This window comes from Aeromonas sp. R10-1 (genome assembly GCF_040908465.1).
Taxonomy (GTDB): Bacteria; Pseudomonadota; Gammaproteobacteria; order Enterobacterales; family Aeromonadaceae; genus Aeromonas; species Aeromonas caviae.
Genome location: NZ_JBFODT010000036.1, coordinates 219,456 through 244,354 on the forward strand (window position 1 = coordinate 219,456; position 24,899 = coordinate 244,354).

General features: G+C 61.3%; 21 protein-coding genes. 3 read left to right on the top strand and 18 right to left on the bottom strand.

The window, feature by feature from the left end; genetic code table 11:
• Window positions 1-104 precede the first annotated feature (104 nt).
• Window positions 105-1,397, bottom strand: a complete 1,293-nt coding sequence (locus AB5Y93_RS18615; RefSeq protein ID WP_049636279.1) for an HAAAP family serine/threonine permease — start codon at window positions 1,395-1,397, stop codon at window positions 105-107.
• 496 nt (window positions 1,398-1,893) lie between these two features.
• On the opposite strand from AB5Y93_RS18615, the gene AB5Y93_RS18620 reads away from it, so the two are divergent.
• Both AB5Y93_RS18620 and AB5Y93_RS18625 read left to right on the top strand, forming a co-directional pair.
• Window positions 1,894-2,799 carry a LysR family transcriptional regulator gene (locus AB5Y93_RS18620; protein WP_039039436.1) on the top strand — a complete coding sequence of 302 codons (906 nt, stop codon included), beginning with the start codon at window positions 1,894-1,896 and terminating at the stop codon, window positions 2,797-2,799.
• 106 nt (window positions 2,800-2,905) lie between these two features.
• Window positions 2,906-4,297, top strand: a complete 1,392-nt coding sequence (locus AB5Y93_RS18625) for an MATE family efflux transporter (protein WP_368230062.1) — start codon at window positions 2,906-2,908, stop codon at window positions 4,295-4,297.
• 81 nt (window positions 4,298-4,378) lie between these two features.
• Here the strand turns inward: AB5Y93_RS18625 and accA are convergent, their stop codons facing one another.
• From accA to rpsB, 17 genes are all read right to left on the bottom strand, one after another.
• On the bottom strand, window positions 4,379-5,329 hold the full coding sequence (gene accA, locus AB5Y93_RS18630; protein ID WP_368230064.1) for an acetyl-CoA carboxylase carboxyl transferase subunit alpha: 951 nt from the start codon (window positions 5,327-5,329) through the stop codon (window positions 4,379-4,381).
• Window positions 5,330-5,345: 16 nt separating this feature from the next.
• Window positions 5,346-8,825, bottom strand: coding sequence for a DNA polymerase III subunit alpha (gene dnaE / locus AB5Y93_RS18635; protein WP_368230066.1), 3,480 nt, complete (start codon window positions 8,823-8,825; stop codon window positions 5,346-5,348).
• A gap of 53 nt (window positions 8,826-8,878) precedes the next feature.
• Window positions 8,879-9,469, bottom strand: a complete 591-nt coding sequence (rnhB, locus tag AB5Y93_RS18640; RefSeq protein WP_368230068.1) for a ribonuclease HII — start codon at window positions 9,467-9,469, stop codon at window positions 8,879-8,881.
• 78 nt (window positions 9,470-9,547) lie between these two features.
• Window positions 9,548-10,687 carry a lipid-A-disaccharide synthase gene (lpxB, locus tag AB5Y93_RS18645; RefSeq protein ID WP_039039432.1) on the bottom strand — a complete coding sequence of 380 codons (1,140 nt, stop codon included), beginning with the start codon at window positions 10,685-10,687 and terminating at the stop codon, window positions 9,548-9,550.
• On the bottom strand, window positions 10,680-11,471 hold the full coding sequence (gene lpxA / locus AB5Y93_RS18650) for an acyl-ACP--UDP-N-acetylglucosamine O-acyltransferase (protein WP_010673415.1): 792 nt from the start codon (window positions 11,469-11,471) through the stop codon (window positions 10,680-10,682). The genes lpxB and lpxA overlap by 8 nt, the downstream gene beginning before the upstream one ends.
• A 2-nt stretch (window positions 11,472-11,473) precedes the next feature.
• Window positions 11,474-11,935 carry a 3-hydroxyacyl-ACP dehydratase FabZ gene (fabZ, locus tag AB5Y93_RS18655; RefSeq protein ID WP_010673414.1) on the bottom strand — a complete coding sequence of 154 codons (462 nt, stop codon included), beginning with the start codon at window positions 11,933-11,935 and terminating at the stop codon, window positions 11,474-11,476.
• 24 nt (window positions 11,936-11,959) lie between these two features.
• Entirely contained in the window at window positions 11,960-12,979 is a 1,020-nt protein-coding gene (lpxD, locus tag AB5Y93_RS18660) for a UDP-3-O-(3-hydroxymyristoyl)glucosamine N-acyltransferase (RefSeq protein WP_039039449.1), read from the bottom strand.
• Between the two features lie 3 nt (window positions 12,980-12,982).
• A complete protein-coding gene (locus tag AB5Y93_RS18665) occupies window positions 12,983-13,495 on the bottom strand; it encodes an OmpH family outer membrane protein (RefSeq protein WP_029313943.1) in 513 nt (170 codons plus the stop codon).
• A 146-nt stretch (window positions 13,496-13,641) separates the two neighbouring features.
• Window positions 13,642-16,065, bottom strand: a complete 2,424-nt coding sequence (gene bamA, locus AB5Y93_RS18670; protein ID WP_029313941.1) for an outer membrane protein assembly factor BamA — start codon at window positions 16,063-16,065, stop codon at window positions 13,642-13,644.
• Between the two features lie 34 nt (window positions 16,066-16,099).
• Window positions 16,100-17,452 carry a sigma E protease regulator RseP gene (gene rseP, locus AB5Y93_RS18675; RefSeq protein ID WP_368230069.1) on the bottom strand — a complete coding sequence of 451 codons (1,353 nt, stop codon included), beginning with the start codon at window positions 17,450-17,452 and terminating at the stop codon, window positions 16,100-16,102.
• 76 nt (window positions 17,453-17,528) lie between these two features.
• Window positions 17,529-18,725, bottom strand: a complete 1,197-nt coding sequence (gene ispC, locus AB5Y93_RS18680) for a 1-deoxy-D-xylulose-5-phosphate reductoisomerase (protein WP_368230071.1) — start codon at window positions 18,723-18,725, stop codon at window positions 17,529-17,531.
• 67 nt (window positions 18,726-18,792) lie between these two features.
• On the bottom strand, window positions 18,793-19,650 hold the full coding sequence (locus AB5Y93_RS18685) for a phosphatidate cytidylyltransferase (RefSeq protein ID WP_368230073.1): 858 nt from the start codon (window positions 19,648-19,650) through the stop codon (window positions 18,793-18,795).
• A gap of 27 nt (window positions 19,651-19,677) precedes the next feature.
• Window positions 19,678-20,454, bottom strand: coding sequence for a polyprenyl diphosphate synthase (gene uppS / locus AB5Y93_RS18690; protein ID WP_039039427.1), 777 nt, complete (start codon window positions 20,452-20,454; stop codon window positions 19,678-19,680).
• A gap of 72 nt (window positions 20,455-20,526) precedes the next feature.
• Complete coding sequence (frr, locus tag AB5Y93_RS18695) at window positions 20,527-21,084, bottom strand: ribosome recycling factor (RefSeq protein ID WP_010673406.1); 558 nt, start codon at window positions 21,082-21,084, stop codon at window positions 20,527-20,529.
• A 95-nt stretch (window positions 21,085-21,179) separates the two neighbouring features.
• A complete protein-coding gene (pyrH, locus tag AB5Y93_RS18700) occupies window positions 21,180-21,914 on the bottom strand; it encodes a UMP kinase (RefSeq protein WP_010673405.1) in 735 nt (244 codons plus the stop codon).
• 71 nt (window positions 21,915-21,985) lie between these two features.
• Window positions 21,986-22,867, bottom strand: coding sequence for a translation elongation factor Ts (gene tsf / locus AB5Y93_RS18705; RefSeq protein WP_010673404.1), 882 nt, complete (start codon window positions 22,865-22,867; stop codon window positions 21,986-21,988).
• A gap of 104 nt (window positions 22,868-22,971) precedes the next feature.
• Window positions 22,972-23,700: a 30S ribosomal protein S2 gene (gene rpsB / locus AB5Y93_RS18710; RefSeq protein ID WP_010673403.1), complete on the bottom strand. Its 729-nt coding sequence runs from the start codon at window positions 23,698-23,700 to the stop codon at window positions 22,972-22,974.
• A gap of 358 nt (window positions 23,701-24,058) precedes the next feature.
• Between rpsB and map the strand changes: the two genes are divergently transcribed.
• The gene (map, locus tag AB5Y93_RS18715) at window positions 24,059-24,847 is read left to right on the top strand and encodes a type I methionyl aminopeptidase (protein WP_010673402.1); all 789 of its coding nucleotides are present in this window, start codon (window positions 24,059-24,061) and stop codon (window positions 24,845-24,847) included.
• Window positions 24,848-24,899 lie beyond the last annotated feature (52 nt).

Here is a 24,899-nt window from a genome sequence, read left to right on the forward strand (position 1 = left end):
AAACATCCCGCCATGTTAGGCCGCCACCACCGCTTTGTTAAGCATTTGTGCCCATAAAAAAACCGCCCCGGGGGGCGGCTTTCTCACAGGGATGAACGCTGTCATCAGGCAATCAGCTTGTAGATGATGCCGGACATGGCGATGAGGCCGATGAGGGTGACGAAGCCGTTGCTGAGGTTGCCGGCATATTTGCGCATGGCCGGTACCTTGGCGATGGCGTACATCGGCATCAGGAAGAGCAGCATGGCGATGATGGGGCCGCCCAGATCTTCAATCATGCCGAGGATGCTCGGGTTGATGGTGGCCACGGCCCAGGTGGTCAGGATCATGAAGACCGCGGTCACCTTGTTCAGCTGCTTGACGTCGACGTTCTTGCCCTTCTCGCGCAGGGACTTGGCCATCAGGCCGTTCATGCCCTCTTGCGCACCCAGGTAGTGACCCAGGAAGGACTTGCTGATGGCAACCATGGCGATGAGCGGTGCCACGGTGGCGATCACCGGGTTGTCGAAGTGGTTGGCCAGGTAGGAGAGGATGGAGATGTTCTGCTCCTTGGCCGCCGCCAGGTCAGCCGGGGAGAGGCTCAGCACGCAGCTGAACACGAAGAACATCACCGTCATCACCATCATGACGTGGGCACCCAGCAGGATGTTGCTGCACTTCTTCTCGGCGTTGGCACCGTAGCGGCCTTTGTTGTCCACCGCGAAGGAGGAGATGATCGGGGAGTGGTTGAAGGAGAACACCATCACCGGGATGGCCAGCCACAGGGTCTTGATGAAGTCGCCGTTGAAGGCCTCACCCAGCGCAGGGGCTTCGGTGATGATGGCACCGTTCCAGTGCGGGATCAGGTAGAGCGCCAGACCCATCAGGGTGACCACGAACGGGAAGACCAGCACGCTCATCGCCTTGACGATGACCTGACCGCCCAGGCGAACGATCGCCATCAGACCCAGGATCAGCACCAGGGAGAGGATGGCACGGGGAGGTGCCGTCATGCCCAGCTGGTGCACCATCAGGCTCTCGACGGTGTTGGTAATGGCCACGGAGTACATCAGCAGGATGGGGTAGATGGCGAAGAAGTAGAGCAGGGTGATGAACTTGCCTGCGGTCTTGCCGAAGTGCTCTTCCACCACCTCGGTGATGTCGCCGTCACGGGTGGAGCCGGACAGCACGAAGCGGGTCAGGCCACGGTGGGCGAAGAAGGTCAGCGGCAGGGCCAGGATCAGCATGGCGACCAGCGGCCACAGGCCACCGACACCGGCATTGATCGGCAGGAAGAGGACACCGGCGCCGATGGCGGTACCGTACAGACCCAGCATCCAGACCACGTCGGCCTTGTTGATGCCACGGGAGGAGGCTTTGCTCAAGCTGCCTTCAACTGCAATGTTCATGTCAGACATAGGGGTGTTCCTGTCATCAAGGAAAGTGGGATCTTAACTTGTCAGTGGGCCTGGGCCCGGTTCCTTTCCCTGGAACTCCAGCTATTCGTCCTGTTTATTCCTCCGCCCCGGCCATCCGGCCGCCACTCCTTGTGGCAACCTGATTGCAACAAACACGGGCGGGGAGTCGTAATACAGAGGGGATCGTGCTCGCTCGTTAACAACGGGATAACGCTCACCTCATCCGATGAGATGACTCTAGTTAAAAGGCCCTATTAATCACAGCGTTTTTTTGAATTAATCAACCAAAGTTTGATTGGAATCGCCTTTCCATCGCTTCAGATCACACTTGAATCGCCATATTGCGATTTTTTTTTAACATATAAACTTTCTAGTGTGATCCACCTCACCCTTGAAACGCGCAACAATTTTGTCACAACCCCCTCATTGCCCCCCGATTGTCTCCCGTCGCCCCATGGCGTACCCTTTGTGTCCGCCCCTTTTCTGCGTACCGACCATGACCCTCTCCCGCACCGATCTCGCCGAGCTGGCCGTGTTTGCCGCCGTCGCCCGTCACCGCAGTTTCAGCAAGGCCGCCCTCGAGCTCGGGGTCTCCGCCTCGGCCCTGAGTCATGCCCTCAAAGGGCTGGAGAGTCGCCTGGCCGTCAGGCTGCTCAATCGCAGCACCCGGGCCGTGGTGCCGACCGAGGCGGGCGAACGGCTGCTGGCCCAGGTGCTGCCAACCCTGGGGCAACTGGAGGCGGCGCTGGCGGAGCTGACGCGCCACGCGGGCGAACCCGTGGGCAGGCTCAGGCTCTGTGCCCCGCGAGCCGCCATCCAGGAGGTGCTGGCCCCGGTGCTCATCGACTATCTGGTGCGCTACCCGCGCATGCAGGTGGAGGTGGAGGAGCTGGAGCTGATGCCCCGCCTCATCGAGGATGGCTACGACGCCGCCCTCTTCTATGGCGACCTGCTGCCCCAGGAGATGATCTCGGTTCCCCTGGGCCCGCAGCAGCGCTATCTGGTGGTGGGCTCCCCCGACTATCTGGCACGGCGTGGCACCCCTCGCCACCCCTCGGATCTGCGTCAGCACGACTGCATCGGTTATCGGCTCACGCCCCATCACCACTATCGCTGGGCCTTTGCCGCCGAGGGGGAGCTGCTTGAGATCGAAGTGACGGGCCCGCTCACCACCAGCACGCCCGCGCTCTACCTGGGGGCGGCCGAGGCGGGGCTCGGGCTTGCCTACTGCCATGAAGGGGAGGTGTTCGACGCCCTGGCATCGGGGCGGCTGGTGAGCGTGCTGGATGACTGGAGCCCCAGCTTTGCCGGGTTCAACCTCTTCTATCCGGGCCGGCACCAGCTGGGGCAAGGGCTGCGAGCCCTGATCGACATGCTGAAGGAGTATCACAGGATCCGTTAATTGATGAGCTGAATTCAGCAATTCATCAAATGAAAGCCTGATTATCAATTAAACCATAAGAAACTAGACTGTCTGTTCGATTCCGGCCCTTTTCCCGAGTACAGATATGTCCGCCTACTTCCGCCTGCGTCAACGGGCCATGGCCCGCCGTTTCTGGGGCTATGCCCTCCCCTCCGTCATGGCCATGCTGGTCTCCGGCGCCTACTACCTGGTGGATGGCATCTTCGTCGGCCACTACGTGGGGGCCGCCGGCCTTGCCGGCATCAACCTGGTCTATCCGGTCATCATGGTGCTCATCGGCCTCGCCGCCATGATCGCCATGGGGGCCGCCACCGCCATCTCCTTCCAGCAGGGCGCCAGGAACCTCGCTCTGGCCCGCCAGGCTCTGGTCAGCGCCCTCTGGCTGCTGCTGATCCTGGGCACGGTAGCGCCGCTGCTGCTGCACCACTGGCACACCGATATCCTGCAGGCCCTGGGAATGGCCCCCGGCACCGACACCTGGCAGCAGGCCAGCGACTACCTCACCTGGATTGGCGGTGGCACCCTGCTGCTCGCCAGCAACCTGGCGGTGCCCTACCTGCTTCGCAACGACGGCCGCCCTCGCCTCGCCATGGTACTGGTGAGCGGCGGCGCCCTCCTCAACATCCTGCTCAACTACATCATGGTGGGCCGGCTCGGGCTGGGGCTGGTGGGCACAGCCCAGGCCACCCTCCTCTCGGAGGCCATGGTCAGCCTGCTCGGCTTGGGGTACTTCTTCACCCGCCACGCCCGGTTGCGGCTGACCTGGTGCCAGCTGGTGCCACGCTTCCCGGCCATGCCCGGCCTGCTCTTCACCGGGCTGCCGAGCCTCATCGCCCAGTTCAATCTGGGGCTGCTGTTGCTGCTGCACAACAGCCAGCTGATGGTGCACGGCACGGTCAAGGATCTGGCGGGCTTCACCGTGGCGGGATACACGGAGGCGGTCTTCATCGTCATCCTGCAGGGACTGGCGTTTGGCATCCAGCCCCTGGTGAGCCAGGCAGCGGGAGCCGGGCGCCATCGCGACCTCCAGTTCCTGATGGCGATGGGGCTCAAGATCACCCTGGTCTATGGCCTGGGGGTCTGGCTGATTGTCCAGCTGCTGCCGCAGCCGGTCGCCATGCTCTACACCGGGGATCAGGATGCAGAGCTGCTCGCCGCCGCCATCAGCAGCCTGACCCTCAACCTCGCTGCCCTGCCCCTGGAGGGGATCGTCATGTTCGGCATCGTGCTGTTGCAGGCCATGGCCCGCACCCGCCAGGCCCTCGTCATCTCCGTGGCCAAGACGGTGCTGCTGCTGCCCCTCATCTTCCTGCTGCCTCTCTGGTGGGGGCGCGACGGGGTCTTGATGGCCCAGCCCGCCACCGTGCTGCTCCTGACGCCCCCCCTGTGCTGGCTGCTGTGGCGGGAGTGGCGGGCCCTGAGCCCTGCCGGAGGGCGTGCTTCCGCCCCCATGCAACGGGCGCTGACCGCCCCCTGAGGCCCGCCCCGGCGTCCCCCCACAAACGTCGCCCATAAAAAAAGTCCCCGCATGCGGGGACTTTTTATTGGAAGCGGCAGATCAGCAGTAGCCGTAACCCAGCAGACGCTGGTAGCGCTGCTCCAGCAGTTGCTCGCTCTCGAGGGGGCGCAGGGCATCCAGATCCTGCTTGATGCGCGCTTTCAGGTGCTTGGCCATCTTCTCCACGTCGCGGTGGGCACCGCCGAGGGGCTCCTCGACGATGTTGTCGATGAGCTTCAGCTCCTTCAGGCGCTGGGCGGTGATGCCCATGGCATCCGCCGCCACCGAGGCCTTCTCGGCGCTCTTCCAGAGGATGGAGGCGCACCCTTCCGGGGAGATGACGGAGTAGGTGGAGTACTGCAGCATGTTGACCCGATCGCCCACGCCGATGGCGAGAGCGCCGCCGGAGCCGCCTTCACCGATCACGGTGCAGACCACCGGCACGGTCAGGCCGGCCATGACTTTCAGGTTGCGGGCGATGGCTTCGGACTGGCCACGCTCCTCGGCACCCACGCCGGGGTAGGCACCCGGGGTGTCGATGAAGGTGATGATCGGCATCTTGAAGCGCTCGGCCATCTCCATCAGGCGCAGGGCCTTGCGGTACCCTTCCGGGCGCGGCATGCCGAAGTTGCGCTTGATCTTCTCCTTGGTCTCGCGACCCTTCTGGTGACCGATGATCATCACGGGCTCGCCGTCGAGACGGGCGATGCCGCCGACGATGGCCTTGTCATCGGCATAGGCGCGATCCCCGGCCAGCTCGTCGAAATCGGTGAAGATCTGCTCGATGTAGTCGAGGGTGTAGGGGCGCTGGGGATGACGTGCCATCTGGGATACCTGCCAGGCACCCAGATCGCCGAAGATCTTCTTGGTCAGCTCTTCGTTTTTCTTCTCCAGCCGGCGAATGTCTTCGCTGAGATCCACGGCACTGTTGTGCTCGCTCACATGGCGCAGTTCATCGATCTGTGCCTGCAACTCGGCGATCGGCTGTTCAAAATCCAGAAAAAGACTCATAGGGACAATAGATCCTCTAATCAAAAACCAATTCAACCCGCTCTCGTCCAAGCAGGACTCGCAAGTCATCTATCAGTTGATCGGTGGGCGTCACCCGCCACTCGGTACCGAGCGTCAATCGCACCCGGGAACCGGGGCGACGATAGTTTACCTGAACCGGACAGACTCCGGCACGGGCGGGCTCCAAAATCTCGCACAAACGCGGGAAAAAGCGCTCGTCAATGCGTTGTTCATCGAGGGAGATGCGGATTGCCCTGGCAAAACGCTCCCTCGCATCGTTGATATCCAGCAACTCGCGGGCCGACATTTTAAGGCCACCGGAGAAGTCATCAAAGCTGACCTGTCCAGAAACCACTAAAATACGGTCTTTTTGCATCAATTCTTCGTATTTTTCCAGCGCTTCACTGAAAAGGGTCACATCCAGACGGCCGGATCTGTCGTCCAGGGTGAAGATCCCCATCTTGTTGCCTCGCTTGGTCACCATGCTGCGCGCCGCGATCACCAACCCCGCCGCCGTGGTTACCGTATCCCGGGAGGTGGGATGCAGATCGCACAGTCGGCCCGAGGTGTAGCGCCGCAGCTCGCTGCTGTACTGGTTGATGGGGTGACCGGTGAGGTAGAGCCCCAGGGTCTCGCGCTCCCCTTCCAGCCACACCTTGTCGGGCCAGTGCGGCACGTTGGCGAACGCCTTCTTGACGTCGTCGATCTCCTCCGTGAGCACGCCGAACATGTCGACCTGCCCCACCGCCTGGGCCTTGGCGTGCTGCTCGGCGGCGCGCATCGCCTCCTCCAGGGTCGCCATCAGGGCGGCGCGGTGGGGGCCGAGCCTGTCCATGGCGCCGGAGAGGATGAGCTTCTCCATCACCCGCTTGTTGAGCTTCTTGATGTCGACCCGGTTGCAGAAATCGAACAGGTCGCGGAACGGTCCGTCCCGATCCCGCGCGTCCAGGATCGCCTCGATGGGCCCTTCCCCTACTCCCTTCACCGCGCCGATGCCGTAGACGATGTGGCCGTCCTCGTTGACGCTGAAGCGGTAGCGACCGGTGTTGACGTCCGGCGGGATCACGGTCAGCCCCATGCGCTGACACTCGTCCACCAGGGTCACTATCTTGTCGGTGTTGTCCATATCGGCGGTCATCACCGCCGCCATGAACTCCGCCGGGAAATGGGTCTTGAGCCAGAGGGTCTGGTAAGAGACCAGCGCATAGGCAGCGGAGTGGGACTTGTTGAAGCCGTAGCCCGCAAACTTCTCCACCAGATCGAAGATCTTCATCGCCAGTTCGCCGTCGACGCCGTTCTTGACCGCCCCCTCCTCGAAGCCCGCCCGCTGCTTGGCCATCTCTTCGGGTTTTTTCTTGCCCATGGCCCGACGCAGCATGTCCGCGCCACCCAGGGTATACCCCGCCAGGGTCTGGGCGATCTGCATCACCTGCTCCTGGTAGAGGATGATGCCGTAGGTGGGCTCGAGTATGGGTTTGAGGCTTTCGTGCTGCCACTTCTCGTCCGGGTAGGAGATGGCCTCCTTGCCGTGTTTGCGCTCGATGAAGTTGTCCACCATGCCCGACTGGAGCGGGCCCGGGCGGAACAGGGCCACCAGCGCGATCATGTCTTCGAAGCAGTCGGGCTGCAGCCGCTTGATGAGGTCCTTCATGCCGCGGGATTCGAGCTGGAACACCGCCGTGGTCTCGAAGCGCTGCAAGAGGGCGAACGACTTCTTGTCGTCGATGGGGATGGCGGCGATGTCCACCGGCGGCTTGCCCTCTTTGGCAAGACGGGGGTTTATCATGCCAAGGGCCCAATCGATGATGGTGAGCGTGCGCAGCCCCAGGAAGTCGAACTTCACCAGGCCCGCGTACTCCACGTCGTTCTTGTCGAACTGGGTGACCGGGTGATGCCCCTCGTCGTCGCAATAGAGCGGCGCGAAGTCGGTGATCTTGGTGGGCGCGATCACCACTCCACCGGCGTGCTTGCCGGCGTTGCGCACCACCCCTTCCAGGCGGCGCGCCATGTCGATGAGGTCCTTGACCTCCTCGTCCTGCTCGTAGAGCTCCGGCAACTTGGGCTCGGCTTCGAACGCCTTGGCGAGGGTCATGCCCGGATCCGGCGGGATCAGCTTGGAGATGCGATCCACAAAACCGTAGGCGTGGCCCAGCACACGGCCGACGTCCCGCACCACCGCCTTGGCCGCCATGCTGCCGAAGGTGATGATCTGGGACACCGCCTCCCGACCGTACATCTCGGAGACGTGATCGATCACCTCGTCGCGCCTGTCCATACAGAAGTCGACGTCGAAGTCGGGCATGGAGACCCGCTCGGGGTTCAGGAAACGTTCGAACAGCAGGTCAAATTCCAGCGGATCCAGATCAGTGATCTTGAGGGCGTAGGCCACCAGCGACCCCGCCCCCGAGCCCCGGCCCGGACCGACGGGAATGCCGTTGTCCTTGGACCACTGGATAAACTCCATCACGATGAGGAAGTAACCCGGGAAGCCCATCTGGTTGATCACTTTGAGCTCGATGTCGAGGCGCTCGTCATACTCGGGACGGCGCTCGGCCCGCACCGCCGGATCCGGGAACAGGAATTCGAGCCGCTCCTCCAGCCCTTCCTTCGACTTCATGACCAGGAAGTCCTCGGTGGTCATGTCGCCGGTAGGGAAGTTGGGCAGGAAATACTCGCCAAGGCGCACCGTCACGTTGCAGCGCTTGGCGATCTCCACCGTGTTTTCCAGGGCTTCCGGGATGTCGGCAAACAGCTCCGCCATCTCCTCCTGACTGCGCAGGTACTGCTGGGGGCTGTAGCGGCGCGGTCGGCGCTTGTCCATCAGGGTGTAGCCGTCGTGGATGGCGACCCGGATCTCGTGGGCATCGAAGTCATCGGCTGTGAGGAACACCACCTCGTTGGTGGCCACGACCGGCAGTTCGAACTCGGTGGCAATGGCCACCGCCATGTGCAGGTAGACCTCCTCGTCCGGGCGGCCGGTACGCAGCAGCTCCAGGTAGTAGGCATCCGGGAAGTGGGTCTGGTAGAAGGCGAGGCAATGCTCCACCATCTGGCGGTTGCCCTTGAGCAGGAACTTGCCCACATCCCCCTCGCGCCCGCCGGAGAGGACGATCACCCCCTTGGCATGTTCGCCAAGCCAGGCCTTGTCGATGACGGGGCGCCCCTGCACATGACCGCGCTGATAGCCACGGGAGATGAGCAGGGTGATGTTCTGGTAGCCGTCGTTGTCCATGGCGAGCAGGGTGAGGCGAAACTGCTCGTCCCCAAGCTCTTCGCTCTGCACCCAGAAATCCGCCCCGACCAGGGGCTTGATCCCCTTGCCGTGGGCGGAGCCGTAGAAGCGCACCAGGCCGCACATGTTCATCTGGTCGGTCAGGGCCAGGGCCGGCATGTTGTTGGCGGCGGCAGCGGAGACGATGGGACCGATCTTCTGCAGGCCGTCGACCATGGAGAAGTCGGAGTGCACCCTCAGGTGGATGAAACGGGGATCAGCCATGGTCACGCCCTCTCATTGCGCAAGCAGAAATCGTTCAGACAGATCGGCATCGGTTATTCGATCCCCAGGGCGCGGCGCACCGGCTTGAAGCTCTGACGGTATTCGGGCAGCGGGCCCCGTTCGGCCAGAATGGCGAGGTGCTCCGCCGTCGGGTAGCCCTTGTGGCGGGCGAAACCGTACTCGGGATGGCGGCTGTCCAGCTCGGTCATCTCGGCGTCCCGGGTCACCTTGGCGAGGATGGAGGCGGCGCTGATGGCGGCCACCAGGCTGTCACCCTTGACCACGGCGCGGGCCTCCATCGGCAATCTGGGGCAGCGGTTGCCGTCGATGAAGACCAGCTCGGGCGTCACCTTGAGCCCCGCCACGGCGCGCTGCATCGCCAGCATGGTGGCGTGCAGGATGTTGAGCTCGTCGATTTCCGCCGGGCTGGCGCGGCCGATGGCATAGGCCAGCGCCTTCTCCCGGATCTCTTCGAACAGGGCGAGCCGCTTCTTCTCGGAGAGCTTCTTGGAATCGGCGAGGCCAAGGATGGGATTGGCAGGATCCAGGATCACCGCGGCGGTGACCACGTCACCCACCAGGGGGCCGCGACCCACCTCGTCCACCCCGGCAATCAGCTTGTCTTCGGGAATATCGATCGTCATCTCATAGCCTTGAATCAAAACCGGCCCCGCAGGGCCAGTATCAGCACAACATCACGCCTGACACACAGGCAGAGCCCACTAGCGTTCCAGCAGCGCGGCAACCGCTTCCGCTGCCTGCACATCCGCATTGCAGCGGATCTTCTCGTGCAACCGGGTGAAGGTGGCGATGAGCTCGCTGTTGTCATGGTCCAGCAGCTTGCTCACCTCTTCCACCAGGTTGGCCGGGGTGCACTCGTGCTGGATGAGCTCGGGCACCAGCATCTTGTCCGCCAGCAGGTTCGGCAGGGAGACATAATCCGTCTTCACCAGCCACTGGGCCAGCAAGTAGCTGAAGGGTTTGAGCTTGTAACCGACCACCATGGGCTTTTTCACCAGCATGGCCTCGAGGGCCGCGGTGCCGGAGGCGAGCATCACCACGTCGGCGGCAATCATGGCCTCGCGGCCCTGGCCGTCCAGCAGCACCATGTCGAGCTCCGGGGCCACCTCGGCCTTGATGGCGAGGAACTGCTCGCGCCGTTTCTGGTTGACCAGAGGCACGATGAAACCGAGATCCGGGTTGTGCACCGTCAGGTGCTTGCACGCCTCGAGAAAGACCGGCGCCATGAAGCCCACTTCCGCCGTGCGACTCCCCGGCAGTACCGCCAGCCAGCGACGGGCGGGATCGATGCCGAGGGCCTCGCGCACCGCCCCTTGATCCGGCACCAGCGGAATGTCGTCCGCCATGGTGTGGCCAACGAAGCGACAGGGGGCATCGAAACGGTCGTAGAAGGCTTTCTCGAACGGCAAGAAGGCGAGCACCATGTCGGTGGCGGCCTTGATCTTGTGAATGCGGCCCTGACGCCAGGCCCAGACGGAGGGACTGACATAGTGGACCGTCTTGATACCGGCGCGGCGCAGTTTCAGCTCCACCCCGATATTGAAATCCGGTGCATCCACACCGACGAAGATGTCGGGGGGATTGGCGATGAAGTGGCGCAGCAGTTCGCGGCGCACCTGGAGGATGCGGGGCAGACGGCCCAGCACCTCGGTGATGCCCATGACGGAGAGCTCCTCCATCTCGAACAGCGCCTTCACGCCGAGAGCCTGCATCCGCGGCCCGGCGATCCCTTCGAACTGCGCATCCGGGTAGCGGGCTTGCAGTTCGCGCACCAGCCCTGCGGCCAGGATGTCGCCGGAGGTCTCTCCGGCGACGATGCCGATGCGAATGGGATCAGGCACGGATGATCCCGCGCTCGTTGTCCTTGAGGAAATCCACATAGAGCTGGATGGCCGGTTCGCTCTGGGCCATCTCGCTCAGCACGGGCAACACCTCTTCAATGGTCTTGCCGGAGCGGAAGATCTCCTTGTAGGCGCGCTTGACGGCAGAGATCGCCTCGGCGCTGAAGCCACGACGACGCAGGCCTTCGGAGTTGACCCCGAACGGCTTGGCGTAGTTGCCGGCGGCCATCACGTAGGGCGGCACGTCCTTGTTCAGGGCAGCGCAGCCGCCGACGAAGGCGTGGGAGCCGACGCGGCCAAACTGGTGAATGGCAGACAGACCGCCGAAGATCACGAAGTCACCGATGTGCACATGGCCCGCCAGGGTGGCGTTGTTGGCGAAGATACAGTTGTCACCGATGATGCAGTCGTGGGCCACGTGAACGTTGACCATGAACAGGTTGCCGCTACCGACCTTGGTCAGGCTCTGGTCCTGGGTGGTGCCGCGGTGCACGGTGCAGTTCTCGCGAAACACGTTGTTGTCGCCGATCTCGAGGAAGGTGCGCTCGCCGGCGTACTTCTTGTCCTGGCAATCCTCACCGATGGAGGTGTGCTGGAAGATCTTGTTGCCGCGACCGATCTTGGTCGGGCCCTTGATCACCACGTGGGAGCTCACCCAGGTGTTGTCACCGATTTCGACCTCGGCGCCGATGACGGTGAAGGGGCCGATTTCAACCCCTTTGCCGATGACGGCAGACTCATGGACGATGGCGGTGTCGTGGATGATGGCAGTCTGATCGATCACGGTTATACCTCGCGCTTGGCGCACATCAGTTCGGCAGTACAGACCACTTCACCGTCGACGGTGGCGACACCGGTGAACTTGGCGATGCCGCGACGCTCCTTCAGGAACTCCACATCCAGCACCAGCTGATCGCCGGGGCCCACCGGGCGCTTGAAGCGGGCGTTGTCGATGGAGGCAAAGTAATAGAGCTCGTTGGGGGACGGCTTGCCCACCATGGTGAAGGCCAGGATACCGGTGGCCTGGGCCATGGCTTCCAGGATCAGCACGCCGGGGAACACCGGCTTGGCCGGGAAGTGGCCCTGGAAGATCGGCTCGTTGAACGAGACGTTCTTGATGGCGCGCAGGGTCTTGCGCTCATCGCTGATCTCGTAGTTTTCCACCTTGTCCACCATCAGGAACGGATAACGGTGGGGCAGCAGATCCATGATTTCCTGGATGCCCAGGCTCTTCTTTTCAGTAGTCAAAACAGTACCCTATACCAATCGTGATTATTCTTGATCCAGCTTTTTCTCAAGCTTGCTCAACCGCTTGTGCATCTCTTCGATACGCATCACCCGGGCGGCGGTCTTGCGCCACTCTTTATTGGTTTGCAGGGGGATGCCGGAAGAGTAGATACCGGGCTCGGTGATGGGACGCATCACCATGGCCATGCCGGTGACGGTGGCCTGGTCGCAGATCTCCATGTGCCCGTTAAAGACGGAGGCACCACCAATGATACAGTATTTGCCGACCTTGAGACTACCGGCCATCACGGTGGAGCCCGCCACGGCAGTGCCGTAGCCGATCTCGACGTTGTGGGCGATCTGGCACTGGTTGTCGATGATGACGTTGTCAGCGATGCGGGTATCTTCCAGCGCACCGCGGTCGATGGTAGTGCAGGCACCGATCTCGACCCGGTTGCCGATGGTCACGCCACCAAGCTGGGGGATCTTGATCCACTCGCCGCGCTCGTTGGCATAACCGAAACCGTCTGCCCCGATCACGGTGCCGGCCTGTACCAGACAGTCCGTGCCCAGGGTCACGTTGTGATAGAGGGTGACGTTGGCCCACAACCGGGAGCGTGCTCCCAGTCGGGTATCCTTGCCAACGAAACAGCCCGGGCCGATGCGCACATCGTCACCCAGCACGACGCCGGATTCGATCACCGCATTGGCACCGATGGCCACTCTCTCGCCCAGTTGCACGTCAGCCGCGATGACGGCGCTCGGATGGATATCCATGGCCGGCTGCGGGGTGGTGTCCAGCAGTTGGGCAACCCGTGCAAAGCCCACGTAGGGGTCCTTGAGCACCAGGGCGTTGGTGGGGCAAAACGGCAGGTCTGCCTCGGTGATGAGCACGGCAGTGGCCTTGCTCTGCTCCAGAAAATGCCGGTACTTCTTGTTGGACAGGAAGGCTATCTCCCCCTCCCCGGCTTTTTCCAGTGTCGCGACCTTGCGAATTTCCCGGGTCCCATCCCCATGGACCTCGGCCCCCAGTTGCTGGGCCAGCTGTGCGAGAGTGAATGCCATCAATTAGTTGCTCTTGCTAACCTGAGAAATAACCTGGCCGGAGATGTCCAGCTTGCTGGCTGCATAAGGGGCGGCGTTGCGCTCCAGCACCAGATCGTAGCCATTGCTCTTGGCGATGGCGTCAATGGCAGCCTGCACCTTGGTCAGGATCTTGTTGCGCTCTTCGGACTGACGGCGACCGTTGTCCTGTTCAAACGCCTGACGCTTCTGGTTGAATTCCATCTGCAGCTTGGCCAGCTTCTCCTGGCTCTGCTTCTTCTGTTCGGCGCTCATGAAGGCTTCGTCCTTCTTGAACTTCTCGACCAGTGCCTGACCGTCAGACTCCAGCTTCTGCAGTTCACGCATGCGCGGCTCGAACTCGCCCTTCAGCTTCTTGGCAACGGCTTCACGCTGGGGCAGCTTTTGGAAGACTTCGCCCATGTCGACCACGGCAATCTTGGTCTCAGCGAAGGCAGAACCCATGCCGGCAGCCATCAGTGCAAAGCTCAAACCAGCTACTTTCAACGCTTTATTCACACTTACTCCTTGGTCCCTCGGTCGAGGGCTACCTGATTTACCTGATTGTGCAAGCGATCCACGAGATCGTCTTGTTACCTGGTGAGGCACGCAAACGCGCGACCCATCATGCTTCCCCCGCCATGGCGGGGGGGCGTCCGCTCCCCTTAGAAGGTACGGCCGATGTTGAAGGAGAAGACTTCGGTGTCGTCCCCTTCGTATTTCTTGATTGGTCTTGCCAGCACGAACACCAGCGGGCCCATGGGAGAGAGCCACTGCAGCGACAGGCCGGTCGACATCCGGATGTTGCTCGGGTCGGAGTAGTCCATCAGATAGTTGCAACCACTGAAGCAACGGTTCTGATACTGGCTGTAGTCGAAGTGGGTATCCCACACGGAACCGGCGTCGATGAAGAAGCTGGTCCGCAACTGGGGCTGATAGGTCTCGGAGGCAAAGGGTGTCGGCACGATCATTTCCAGCGAGGCCACCGCCAGGGCGTTGCCCCCGACCGAGCTGTCAGTGCCCTGGATGACGTCGTTACCACTCAAGTTGTAGTAGTAGAGCGCCTTCGGACCGACTGTGTTGCTCTTGAAACCACGCAGGGTATCGAAACCACCGGCGTAGTAGTTCTCGAAGAACGGCAGAACGTGCTCGTAATCGCCATTGGTGCCGTAGCCATCGCCGTAGGAGGCACGGGCCTTGGCCAGCATGACCCATTTGTGATCGGCATCAAACGGGAAGTAGTGGGCATCTTCTGCGTTGAGCTTGAAGTACTGCAGATCCATGCCGGGCACCGTCACCTTGGCGTTCACCCGCTGGCGGTCACCGGAGGTCGGGAACTGACCCTTGTTGAGGGTGGAGCGGGTCCAGCCGGCGGTGACGTCCACGGTGTTGAACACCATGCGGTTGTCGCCATCCAGATTGCCGTTGTAGACCTTCCAGAACTCGTCCACCTGTACATAGGGGTTGGGCTGGGACAGTTTGTTGTTCTCGTAACCCAGGCTGAAGTCGAGACGGTTGTTCTCGTTGACCGGGAAGCCGCTGGAGAGACGGAAACCGACGGTGGTGTTCTCGTAGTCCACGATGTTGGCGTCGGCCGCACTGAACTTGTTGTAGTAGAGACGGCCGCCCAGGCTCACCCCGTCCACGGTGAAGTAGGGGTCGTTATAGCTCAGGTCGACGCTCTTGGAGTAGTCGTTGGTGCTGGCGTTGATGCCGATCTTCTTGCCGGTCCCCATGAAGTTGTCCTGCTGCAGACCCGCCTGCAGGCTCAGACCCGACTCGGTGCCGTAGCCGATACCGGCGTTGATGGACCCCGCCGGCTGCTCCTTGACCTTGAAGTCCAGATCGACCTGGTCATCGCTGCCCGGTACCCGCTTGGTGTCCACTTCGGCGGTCTCGAAGAAGCCGAGGCGGTTGAGACGGGTCTTGGACTGCTCGACGTTGTCGGAGGAGAGCCAGGTGCCCTCCATCTGGCGCATCTCGCGACGCAGCACTTCGTCCTTGGTGGTGACGTTGCCGCTGAAGTTGATGTTGCGCACATAGACCCGGGGACCCGGCTCCACGTTGACGATGAGCTCCACTTCCTTGGTCTGGTCGTTGATCTGGGGGAAGGTGACCACTTTCGGGTAGGCGTAGCCGTAACGGCCGAGGAACTTGGAGAGCACCTCTTCGGTATGGGTCACCTGACTGGCGGAGTAGACGCTGCCCGCCTCGATGGGGATGAGGCCCTTCATCTCGCCGCCGCGGTCGATGAGGTCGCCCTTGAGCTGGATGCCGGAAACCTTGTACTGCTCCCCTTCCTTGACGTTGAGGGTGACATAGACCCCCTTCTTGTCCGGGGTCATGGAGACCTGGGTGGACTCCTGGGTGAAGCGGATGTAGCCGCGGTCCATGTAGTAGGAGCGCAGCACTTCGATGTCACCGGCCAGCTTCTGCTTCTGGTAGCGCTGATCACCGGTGAAGTTCCACCAGGGCACGTCGTCCTTGAGGGAGAGCTGGGCCAGCAGCTTCTCTTCCGGGAAGACGTTGTTGCCGACGATGTTGATCTGCTGGATCTTGGCCGCTTCCCCTTCCACGAAGGTGAACTTGAGGTCGACCCGGTTGCGCGGCAGCGGGGTGACGATGGCCTTGACCTTGGCGGAGTACTTGCCCACACCGTAGTAGAAATCTTCCAGCCCTTTCTCGAGGGAGCTCAGCACGGTGCGATCCAGCGGATCACCCACGCGGATCCCGGAGGATTCCAGGCTCTGGGTCAGTTGCTCTTCCTTGATGTCCTTGTTGCCGGAGAACTCGATGCTGGAGATGGTCGGGCGCTCCTTGACCACCACTTGCAGCACCTGACCGTCGCGATAGACCTTGACGTCCTCGAAGTTGCCGGAGGCATAGAGCTTCTTGATGGCGTTCGCCAGGGATACGGAGTCGACGGAATCACCGACCCGCACCGGCAGATTCAACAGGGCGGCACCCAGGGTCACCCGCTGCAGGCCCTCGACCTGAATGTCTTGCACCACAAAAGAGGCCGGGGCAGCCTGAGCCAGGAAGCTGGCCCCCAGCAGGCAACTCAACACCAATGCTTTTTTAACAGCCATTTTGTTCTTATGTGTCCTTGTTGATGCTCTGGCCTCAGAGGCGAGCGAAATCATTAAACAGCGCAATGCCCATCAGTAACATCAGAATGGCGGCGCCTATCCTGAACCCAACTTCCTGAATTTTTTCCGATACCGGCTTGCCGGTGACCGCCTCGATGAGGAAATAGACCAGATGGCCACCATCGAGCACCGGCAGGGGGAACAGGTTGATGATCCCCAGGTTGACGCTGATGAGCGCCAGGAATCCGAGGAAATAGACCAACCCGTAATCGGCGCTGCTGCCGGCCCCCTTGGCGATGGAGATGGGGCCGCTCAGGTTGTCCAAAGAGACGATGCCACCGATCAGCTTGCCTATCATGTCGAAGGTCAGGGTGATCAGGCTCCAGGTCTTCTGGACCCCATGCCACAGGGCTTGCAAAGGCCCATACTGTAACAGAGTTCGATACTCATCCGGTAATGGAACCAGTTGCGGCGACAAGCCCACAAAACCGACCAGCTGGCCCTTCACTTTCTTCCCGTCCGGGGTCAGGGTCAGGGTCATCTCGCTGCCCCCGCGCTCCACCGTCACCTGCAGCGGCTGCGCCGGTGACTGCTGGACACGCTCGACAAACTGGGCCCATTCGGTGATGGCCTCTCCATCGACCCCCTTGATGCGATCCCCTATCTGAAGGCCGGCCTTCTCGCTGGCGCTCGACGGCACCACGGCCTCCACCACGGGCAGCACCTTGCCACCGACGGGCACTATCCCGAGGCTGCCGATGGGTGACTCTTTGTCCGGATCGAATTTCCAACCTGCCAGCTGCAGGGTCTTGTCCACTGCATAGCTGGTGTTGGCCGCCTTGAGCTTGAGCTGGACCGAGTCATCGCCAAGGTGGCTGATGAGGGCGTAGGTGACGCTCTCCCAGTCACCGGTCTCCTCGCCGCCGACGCCGACGATCTCCATGCCTGGCAGGATGCCGGCCTCTGCCACGATGGAGGCGGGACGCACCTCGCCCACCACGGGTTTGACGCTCGGCACCCCTATCATGAACATCAGCCAGAAGGCGAACAGGGCGAACACGAAGTTTGCCATGGGGCCGGCCGCGACGATGGCCATCCGGGCCCAGACGCTCTTGTGGTTGAAGGCCTGCGACTCCTCCCCCGGCTTGAGTTCGTCGACCCGGCCATCCAGCATCTTGACGTAGCCGCCAAGGGGGATCAGGGCCAGCACGTATTCGGTGCCATCCTTGCCAAGGCGACGCCAGATGGCCTTGCCAAAGCCGATGGAGAAGCGCTCCACCTTGACGCCGCAACGACGAGCCACCCAGAAGTGGCCAAATTCATGCACCGCCACCAGCAGCCCGAGGGCCACGATGAAGGCGCCGATATTCCACAGAAGCCCGCCCATCAGCCGTGTACCTCGCGGTCATGTCCAGTCCTGCGCTCGAGAGCATGGAGAGGGGCTGGCTGCCACCACAGTCCGTTCATACGGCAAGCTCCTTTATCAGTTGCTGGGCACGGGCTCGGGCCGTACCGTCCAGGGCGATGAGATCCGCCAGAGAGCCGGCAGCACTGCTGCCCAGCTCGGCCATGACGGATTCGTTGACTCTGGCAATATCCATAAATCCGATCCGCTCTGCAAGAAAAGCCGCGACGGCCTCCTCGTTGGCGGCATTGAGGGAGGTGGTCGCCCCCTGCCCCTGCTGGCACGCGCTCATGGCCAGCGCCAGACAGGGATAGCGCTCATAGTCGGGCCGGATAAAGCTGAACTCTCCGACACTGAAGAAATCCAAAGGTTCCACACCGGACTCGATCCGTTCCGGATAGGCCAGAGCGTGGGCAATGGGGGTGCACATGTCCGGGTTGCCGAGCTGGGCCAGCACGGAGCCATCCTTGTACTGCACCATGGAGTGAATGACGGACTGGGGGTGAATCACCACCTGGATCTGCTCGGGGGCCGCATTGAACAGCCAGCGCGCCTCGATGTACTCCAGCCCCTTGTTCATCATGGTGGCGGAGTCCACCGAGATCTTGGCCCCCATGGACCAGTTGGGATGGGCAATGGCTTGCGCCGGGGTGACATGGTGCAGTTCACCCACATCGGCATAGCGGAAAGGTCCGCCGGAGCCGGTCAGCAGGATCTTGCTGATCCCCGCCCCGGCCAGATCGCAGAAACCGGGCTGGCGCTGCACGTCGACCGGCAGGCACTGGAAGATGGCGTTGTGTTCGCTGTCGATGGGCAGCAGCTCGGCGCCATGCTCGCGCACCGCCTCCATGAAGAAGGCTCCTGACATCACCAACGCCTCCTTGTTGGCCAGCAGAATGCGCTTGCCGGCGCGCACGGCAGCCATGGTGGGTGCCAGACCCGCTGCACCGACAATGGCCGCCATCACGCTGTGGGCATCGGGGTGAGCAGCCACGTCGCACAGGGCTGCCTGACCGGACAACACCCGGGTGGTGCTGCCGTGAGCCTTGAGCCGACCCGCCAGCTCGCTGGCGGCGCCTTCGTCCACCATGACGGCGAACCGGGGGGAGAATTCGAGACAGTCGCGCAGTATGGCGTCCACGCTGCGGGCAGCGGTCAGCGCCAGCACCTGCCAGCGCCCGGGGTTGTGGCGCAGTACCTTGAGGGTGCTCTGACCGATGGAGCCTGACGCTCCCAGGATCACCAGGTTTTGCATCAAGACTCCTGATTGGGTAACAGACTGATGGAGCGGGACGCTCCCGGGATCATCAGTGCGCGAAACATCAAAACTCCGGACCGAGCAACAGGTAGCTGAGCAGGAAGACGGGCAGCGCCGCCGTCAGGCTGTCGATGCGATCGAGAATGCCCCCATGGCCCGGCAACAGGGTGCCGGAATCCTTGATGCCGGCTTCCCGCTTGAACATGCTCTCGGCCAGATCGCCGAGCACGGAGGCCAGCACCGCCAGCAGAGAACAGAGCAGCACGGTGCCCATCTTGGCAGGCACGAAGCCCATGAACCAGGTCACGCCGATGGCCAGCAGGCTGGCGGTAAACAGCCCACCCAGCATGCCTTCGATGGTTTTACCCGGGCTCACGGCCGGTGCCAGCTTGTGTTTGCCGAACGCCTTGCCGAAAAAATACGCGCCAGAATCTGCCGCCCAGACCAGTCCCATCACGAACAGCAGGATCCAGGCCCCCATCATGGGGTCGTGGTAGAAGTTGTAACCGCGAATGGCCACCAGGGACCAGAAGAAGGGAACCAGGGTCACCAGACCGAACAGGGACTTGAGCCAGATGGATTCACGCCACAGCCTGGCGCTTTGCGGGTAGCGCAGCACCAGCAGCAGCCCCAGCAGCCACCAGCTGACAGCGGTCCAGAGCACGCCCATCACCAGCGGATGCAGTTGGGGGATCCAGAGTTGCTCCACGGGCACCCAAAACAGGCTGGCCCCCAGCAGCAGACAGAACACCAGCGGCAACCACTGTTGCGGCTGGGCAGTGACGAAGACACTCCACTCACGGCTGGCCAGCAGAAAGACCAGGGCGGCGAGCAGGGCAAAGAATTTCAACGGCAGAAAAAACAGCGCCCCCAACACCAGGGGTACTAACAGTAATGCGGTAATAATTCGTTGTTTTAGCAAAAGAAACCTCTCTCTTGGGAGCGGGGTTTAGCCGGTCTGTTGCGCGGCGATCAATTCCCGGATCTGTTCACCCGTACACCCGAAGCGACGCTCGCGAGCAACGAAGGAGGCAACTGCCCCACTGAACTCGGCCTCGTCAAAATCGGGCCACAGGACCGGGGTAAAATAGAGTTCGGCATAGGCGAGCTGCCACAGGACAAAGTTGCTGATGCGATGATCCCCGCCGGTGCGGATCAACAGATCCACGGGGGGAAGATCAGCCATGCAGACATGACGACCCAATGCCGCCTCATCGACCGCCTCGGCATCGAGTTCACCCGCCGCCACGGCCCGTGCCAGGGTCCGGGCCGCCTGGGCGATGTCCCACTGACCGCCATAATTGGCGGCGATATTGAGGGTCAATCCCTGATTGTTGGCGGTCAGCGCCTCGGCCTTGGCGATTTTGGCCTGCAGCCGCTCGCTGAAGCGGGCAGTGTCGCCAATCACCCGAAGGCGAATGCCGTTGCTGTGCAACTTGCTCACCTCGCGACCCAGCACCGTCATGAACAACTCCATCAGGGCGTTTACTTCCCCTTCCGGACGGCGCCAGTTCTCGCTGGAAAACGCAAACAGGGTCAGCGCCTCCATCTTGGCACGGGCGGCAAAGGCCACGGCCTCACGCACGGATTTCACGCCCGCCTTGTGCCCGGAAACCCGCATCTTGCCGCGGTTCTGGGCCCAGCGACCATTGCCATCCATGATGATGGCGACGTGACGGGGCAAGGACGAGCTGGCGCTATCGCCTAGCGCTGCCAAAAGCGACATTCATTTCTCCCACAAAGACAAAAGCGCCGTGCAGGGGCACTACACGGCGCTCGTAATATACCTGTCGGAGGCTTAGATTTCCATTAGCTCCTTTTCCTTCACAACAAGGGCGTCATCCACCAGCTTGATGAAGGTATCGGTCAGCTTCTGGATCTCTTCCTGGGCGCGACGGTCGTCGTCTTCGGAGATCTCTTTCTCTTTCAGCAGGGCTTTCAGGTCGGCGTTGGCATCGCGACGGATGTTGCGAATGGCAACCCGGGCACCTTCGGCTTCGGCACGGACGATCTTGGTCAGATCACGGCGACGCTCTTCGGTCAGCGGCGGCAGCGGCACGCGCAGAGTCTGGCCGTTGCTGGACGGGTTCAGGCCCAGATCGGAGGTCAGGATGGCTTTTTCCACCGCCTGGATCATGGAGCGATCGAAGATGGAGATGGAGAGAGTACGGGCATCTTCTGCCACCACGTTGGCCAACTGCTTCAGAGGAGTGGCAGCACCGTAATACTCCACCTGGATGCCGTCGAGCAGGCTCGGGTGAGCACGGCCGGTACGGATCTTGGACATCTGGGTCTTCAGCGACTCTACGCTTTTGCCCATGCGGTCCTTGGCGTCGTTTTTAATCTCGTTGATCACAGTGGTTTTCCTTTTGGCGAACGAGCCGACAGGCGGCTCGTATCTATCTTGTTGACTGGCGTAATGGACAAGCGAGCCTGGGGCTCACACTTGCCTTACTTGCTGGCCTGGTGGATCAGGGTACCTTCCGGCTCACCCATGATCACGCGGCGCAGCGCGCCCGGTTTGTTCATGTTGAACACCCGGATCGGCAGATCGTGGTCGCGGGCCAGGGTAAAAGCAGCAAGATCCATCACTTTGAGTTCTTTTTCAAGAACTTCATCATAACTCAGTTCCTGATAGAGCACGGCATCCGGGTTCTTGACCGGGTCATCGGTGAACACGCCATCGACCTTGGTGGCTTTCAGCACGACGTCGGCTTCGATCTCGATACCGCGCAGGCAGGCTGCCGAGTCGGTGGTAAAGAAGGGGTTGCCGGTACCGGCAGAGAAGATCACCACCTTGCCGGCACGCAGCTGGCTGATGGCTTCGGCCCAGCTGTAGGAGTCGCAGACCCCTTGCAGGGAGATGGCCGACATCAGGCGGGCATTCACATAAGCACGATGCAGGGCATCACGCATGGCCAGGCCGTTCATGACGGTCGCCAGCATGCCCATGTGGTCACCCACCACGCGATTCATGCCTGCCTTGGCAAGGCCGGCACCACGGAACAGGTTGCCGCCACCGATGACCAGACCGACCTGAACACCCAGCTCAACCAGCTCTTTGATCTCTTGGGCCATCCGTTCCAGCACCGCCGGATCAATGCCGAAACCCTCGGATCCTTGCAGGGCTTCACCACTCAACTTCAGAAGAACACGTCTGTATGCAGGCTTGGGATTGGTACTCATGTCACTGATTCCTGGTCATATAAAGACCGCGACATAAGTCGCGGTCTGGGGAAACGGAAAAACCGGTTCGATTAGGCCTTCTGAGCGGCCGCGATCTGGGCTGCTACTTCAGCAGCGAAGTCGGTCTCTTGCTTCTCGATGCCTTCGCCCACTTCGAAACGGGTGAAGGAAACAACGTCAGCGCCTTCTTTCTTCAGCAGCTCGGCAACGGTCATGGAAGGATCTTTCACGAACGGTTGACCAGTCAGGGAAACCTCACCGGTGAACTTCTTCATGCGGCCTTCAACCATCTTCTCGGCGATCTCTTTCGGCTTGCCGGAGTTGATGGCGATGTCGATCTGGATTTCGCGCTCTTTGGCAACGACTTCGGCAGACACGTCTTCCGGTTTGACGAATTGCGGGCTGTTGGCAGCAACGTGCATGGCCAGATCTTTGGCCAGCTCGTCGGTACCGCCAACCAGCTTGGTGATAACACCGATGCGGGAGCCGTGAACGTAGGTGCCCAGGTTGTCACCTTCAACCAGCATCACGCGACGCAGGTTCATGTTCTCACCGATCTTGGCGATCAGGTTGGTGATGGTCAGCTCGACGGACTCGCCGTTGCCGAAGTCGGCGGCTTTCAGCGCGTCAACGTCAGCGATTTTCTGGGTAGCAGCGATCTCGACGATCTTCTGACCCATGGCCAGGAAACCGGCATCCTTGGAAACGAAGTCAGTCTCGCAGTTCAGCTCGATCATGACGGCAACGTTGCCTTCGGTACGGGCGAAGATCACACCTTCAGCGGCGATACGGCCAGCTTTCTTGGCGGCCTTGGCCTGACCGGATTTACGCATGTTCTCGATAGCCAGCTCGATATCACCGTTGGCTTCTTCCAGCGCTTTTTTGCAATCCATCATGCCAGCGGCGGTGCGCTCGCGCAGTTCTTTTACCAGGGCGGCAGAAATGTTTGCCATGTCCAGTATCCTCGGTCTTGAATTGACAAGAAACAGGGGCCACAAGGGCCCCTGCTAACCAATTACATCAGCTTGGTTAATAAGGGCTTTTCAGTCCTTATCAATTACTCAGCTTCAACGAAGCCATCTTGTTCGGCTTGAACAACGATGTCCTGCTCGCGGGCTTCCAGAACGGTGTCAGCAGCAGCGTTCAGGTACAGCTGTACGGCACGGATAGCGTCGTCGTTACCCGGGATGACATAGTCAACGCCGTCCGGGTTGGAGTTGGTATCAACGATGGAAACTACCGGGATACCCAGGTTGTTGGCTTCTTTGATAGCGATGTGCTCGTGGTCGGCATCGACAACGAACAGAACGTCAGGCAGGCCGCCCATGTTCTTGATACCACCCAGGCTCTTCTCCAGCTTTTCCATTTCGCGAGTACGCATCAGCGCCTCTTTCTTGGTCAGCTTGTCGAAGGTACCGTCTTCGCTCTGGGTTTCCAGATCTTTCAGGCGCTTGATGGACTGACGAACGGTTTTCCAGTTGGTCAGCATGCCGCCCAGCCAGCGGTGGTTAACATAGAACTGGTCGCAACGCTCAGCGGCTTCTTTGACGGCTTCAGACGCGGCACGCTTGGTACCTACGAACAGTACCTTGCCTTTCTTGGCAGCTACGGAGCTGATGAAGTTCATGGCATCGTCAAACATCGGAACGGTTTTTTCCAGGTTGATGATGTGAACTTTGCTGCGGGCGCCGAAGATGTAGGACTTCATTTTCGGGTTCCAGTAACGAGTCTGGTGACCGAAGTGAACGCCGGCTTGCAGCATGTCGCGCATAGAAACTTTAGCCATTTTATACCTCTGTATTGGGGTTAGGCCTCCACACATCCCATATAACCGACCCGTTAAGGCACCCCGGCATATGTGTCGATGTGTGTGTGTTGTTGAGTAAGGGTGATGGCATGAGGACACGAGTTCCCCATTCCGGCGCGCTTTATACCATAACTTTGGTCATGACACCACCAGCCCGGGTGCTAAAAATGGATCCCGGACTATGGTGCGACCGCCTGATGACGTTGCGATGACGATCACACTGGAAGTAAACGGGGGTTGGGGATAAAATTTCGCCCTGATTGCAAACGCATCTATTTTTCATTACCTGGTTGTTGGGCATCGGCAGGATGCGCAATCAGGCCCCAAGAGAGATCCCATGTCCATTAAAATCAAGACACCGGAAGAGATTGAAAAAATGCGTGTCGCCGGCCAGCTGGCCGCCGACGTGCTGGTCATGATCGCCCCCCACGTCAAGGCGGGCGTCACCACAGACGAACTGAATACCCTCTGCCACGACTACATCGTCGACGTGCAGCAGGCCATCCCCGCGCCGCTCAATTACCACGGCTTCCCCAAGTCCATCTGCACCTCGGTGAACGATGTCATCTGCCACGGCATCCCGAACCACAAGAAACTGCGGGAAGGGGACATCATCAATCTGGATATCACCGTCATCAAGGATGGTTATCACGGCGATACCTCCGCCATGTTCATCGTGGGTCAGACCACCCCCCTGCGTCGCCAGCTCTGCAAGGTGGCCCAGGATAGCCTCTATGCCGCCATCAAGCGGGTGCGCCCGGGCATGTGCATCACCGAGATCGGCGCCGTCATCCAGCCCATCGTCGAGCAGGCAGGCTTCTCCGTGGTACGCGACTACTGCGGCCATGGCATCGGTGCCGAGTTCCACGAAGAGCCGCAGATCCTCCACTACCGCAACGGCGGCAAGCTGGAGCTGAAAGCAGGCATGTGCTTCACCATCGAGCCCATGGTCAACAGCAAGAAGTACCACTGCAAGGTCAATCCGAAGGATGGCTGGACCGTGACCACCAAGGACGGCGGCGACTCCGCCCAGTGGGAGCACACCCTGCTGGTGACCGAGGATGGCTGCGAGGTCCTGACCCTGCGCCCCGACGACACTATCGAGCGTTTTATCCGCCACGTTTGACATTCAACCCCGGCCGCGCGCCGGGGTTGCTCTTTACCCGGCCCGACCGAGA

Coding starts and splice junctions, on each gene's coding strand:
- AB5Y93_RS18615 (WP_049636279.1), bottom strand. CDS start 1,397: ATGTCTGACATGAACATTGCAGTTGAAGGCAGCTTGAGCAAAGCCTCC.
- AB5Y93_RS18620 (WP_039039436.1), top strand. CDS start 1,894: ATGACCCTCTCCCGCACCGATCTCGCCGAGCTGGCCGTGTTTGCCGCC.
- AB5Y93_RS18625 (WP_368230062.1), top strand. CDS start 2,906: ATGTCCGCCTACTTCCGCCTGCGTCAACGGGCCATGGCCCGCCGTTTC.
- accA (WP_368230064.1), bottom strand. CDS start 5,329: ATGAGTCTTTTTCTGGATTTTGAACAGCCGATCGCCGAGTTGCAGGCA.
- dnaE (WP_368230066.1), bottom strand. CDS start 8,825: ATGGCTGATCCCCGTTTCATCCACCTGAGGGTGCACTCCGACTTCTCC.
- rnhB (WP_368230068.1), bottom strand. CDS start 9,469: ATGACGATCGATATTCCCGAAGACAAGCTGATTGCCGGGGTGGACGAG.
- lpxD (WP_039039449.1), bottom strand. CDS start 12,979: ATGGCATTCACTCTCGCACAGCTGGCCCAGCAACTGGGGGCCGAGGTC.
- bamA (WP_029313941.1), bottom strand. CDS start 16,065: ATGGCTGTTAAAAAAGCATTGGTGTTGAGTTGCCTGCTGGGGGCCAGC.
- rseP (WP_368230069.1), bottom strand. CDS start 17,452: ATGGGCGGGCTTCTGTGGAATATCGGCGCCTTCATCGTGGCCCTCGGG.
- ispC (WP_368230071.1), bottom strand. CDS start 18,725: ATGCAAAACCTGGTGATCCTGGGAGCGTCAGGCTCCATCGGTCAGAGC.
- uppS (WP_039039427.1), bottom strand. CDS start 20,454: ATGTCGCTTTTGGCAGCGCTAGGCGATAGCGCCAGCTCGTCCTTGCCC.
- pyrH (WP_010673405.1), bottom strand. CDS start 21,914: ATGAGTACCAATCCCAAGCCTGCATACAGACGTGTTCTTCTGAAGTTG.
- tsf (WP_010673404.1), bottom strand. CDS start 22,867: ATGGCAAACATTTCTGCCGCCCTGGTAAAAGAACTGCGCGAGCGCACC.
- rpsB (WP_010673403.1), bottom strand. CDS start 23,700: ATGGCTAAAGTTTCTATGCGCGACATGCTGCAAGCCGGCGTTCACTTC.
- map (WP_010673402.1), top strand. CDS start 24,059: ATGTCCATTAAAATCAAGACACCGGAAGAGATTGAAAAAATGCGTGTC.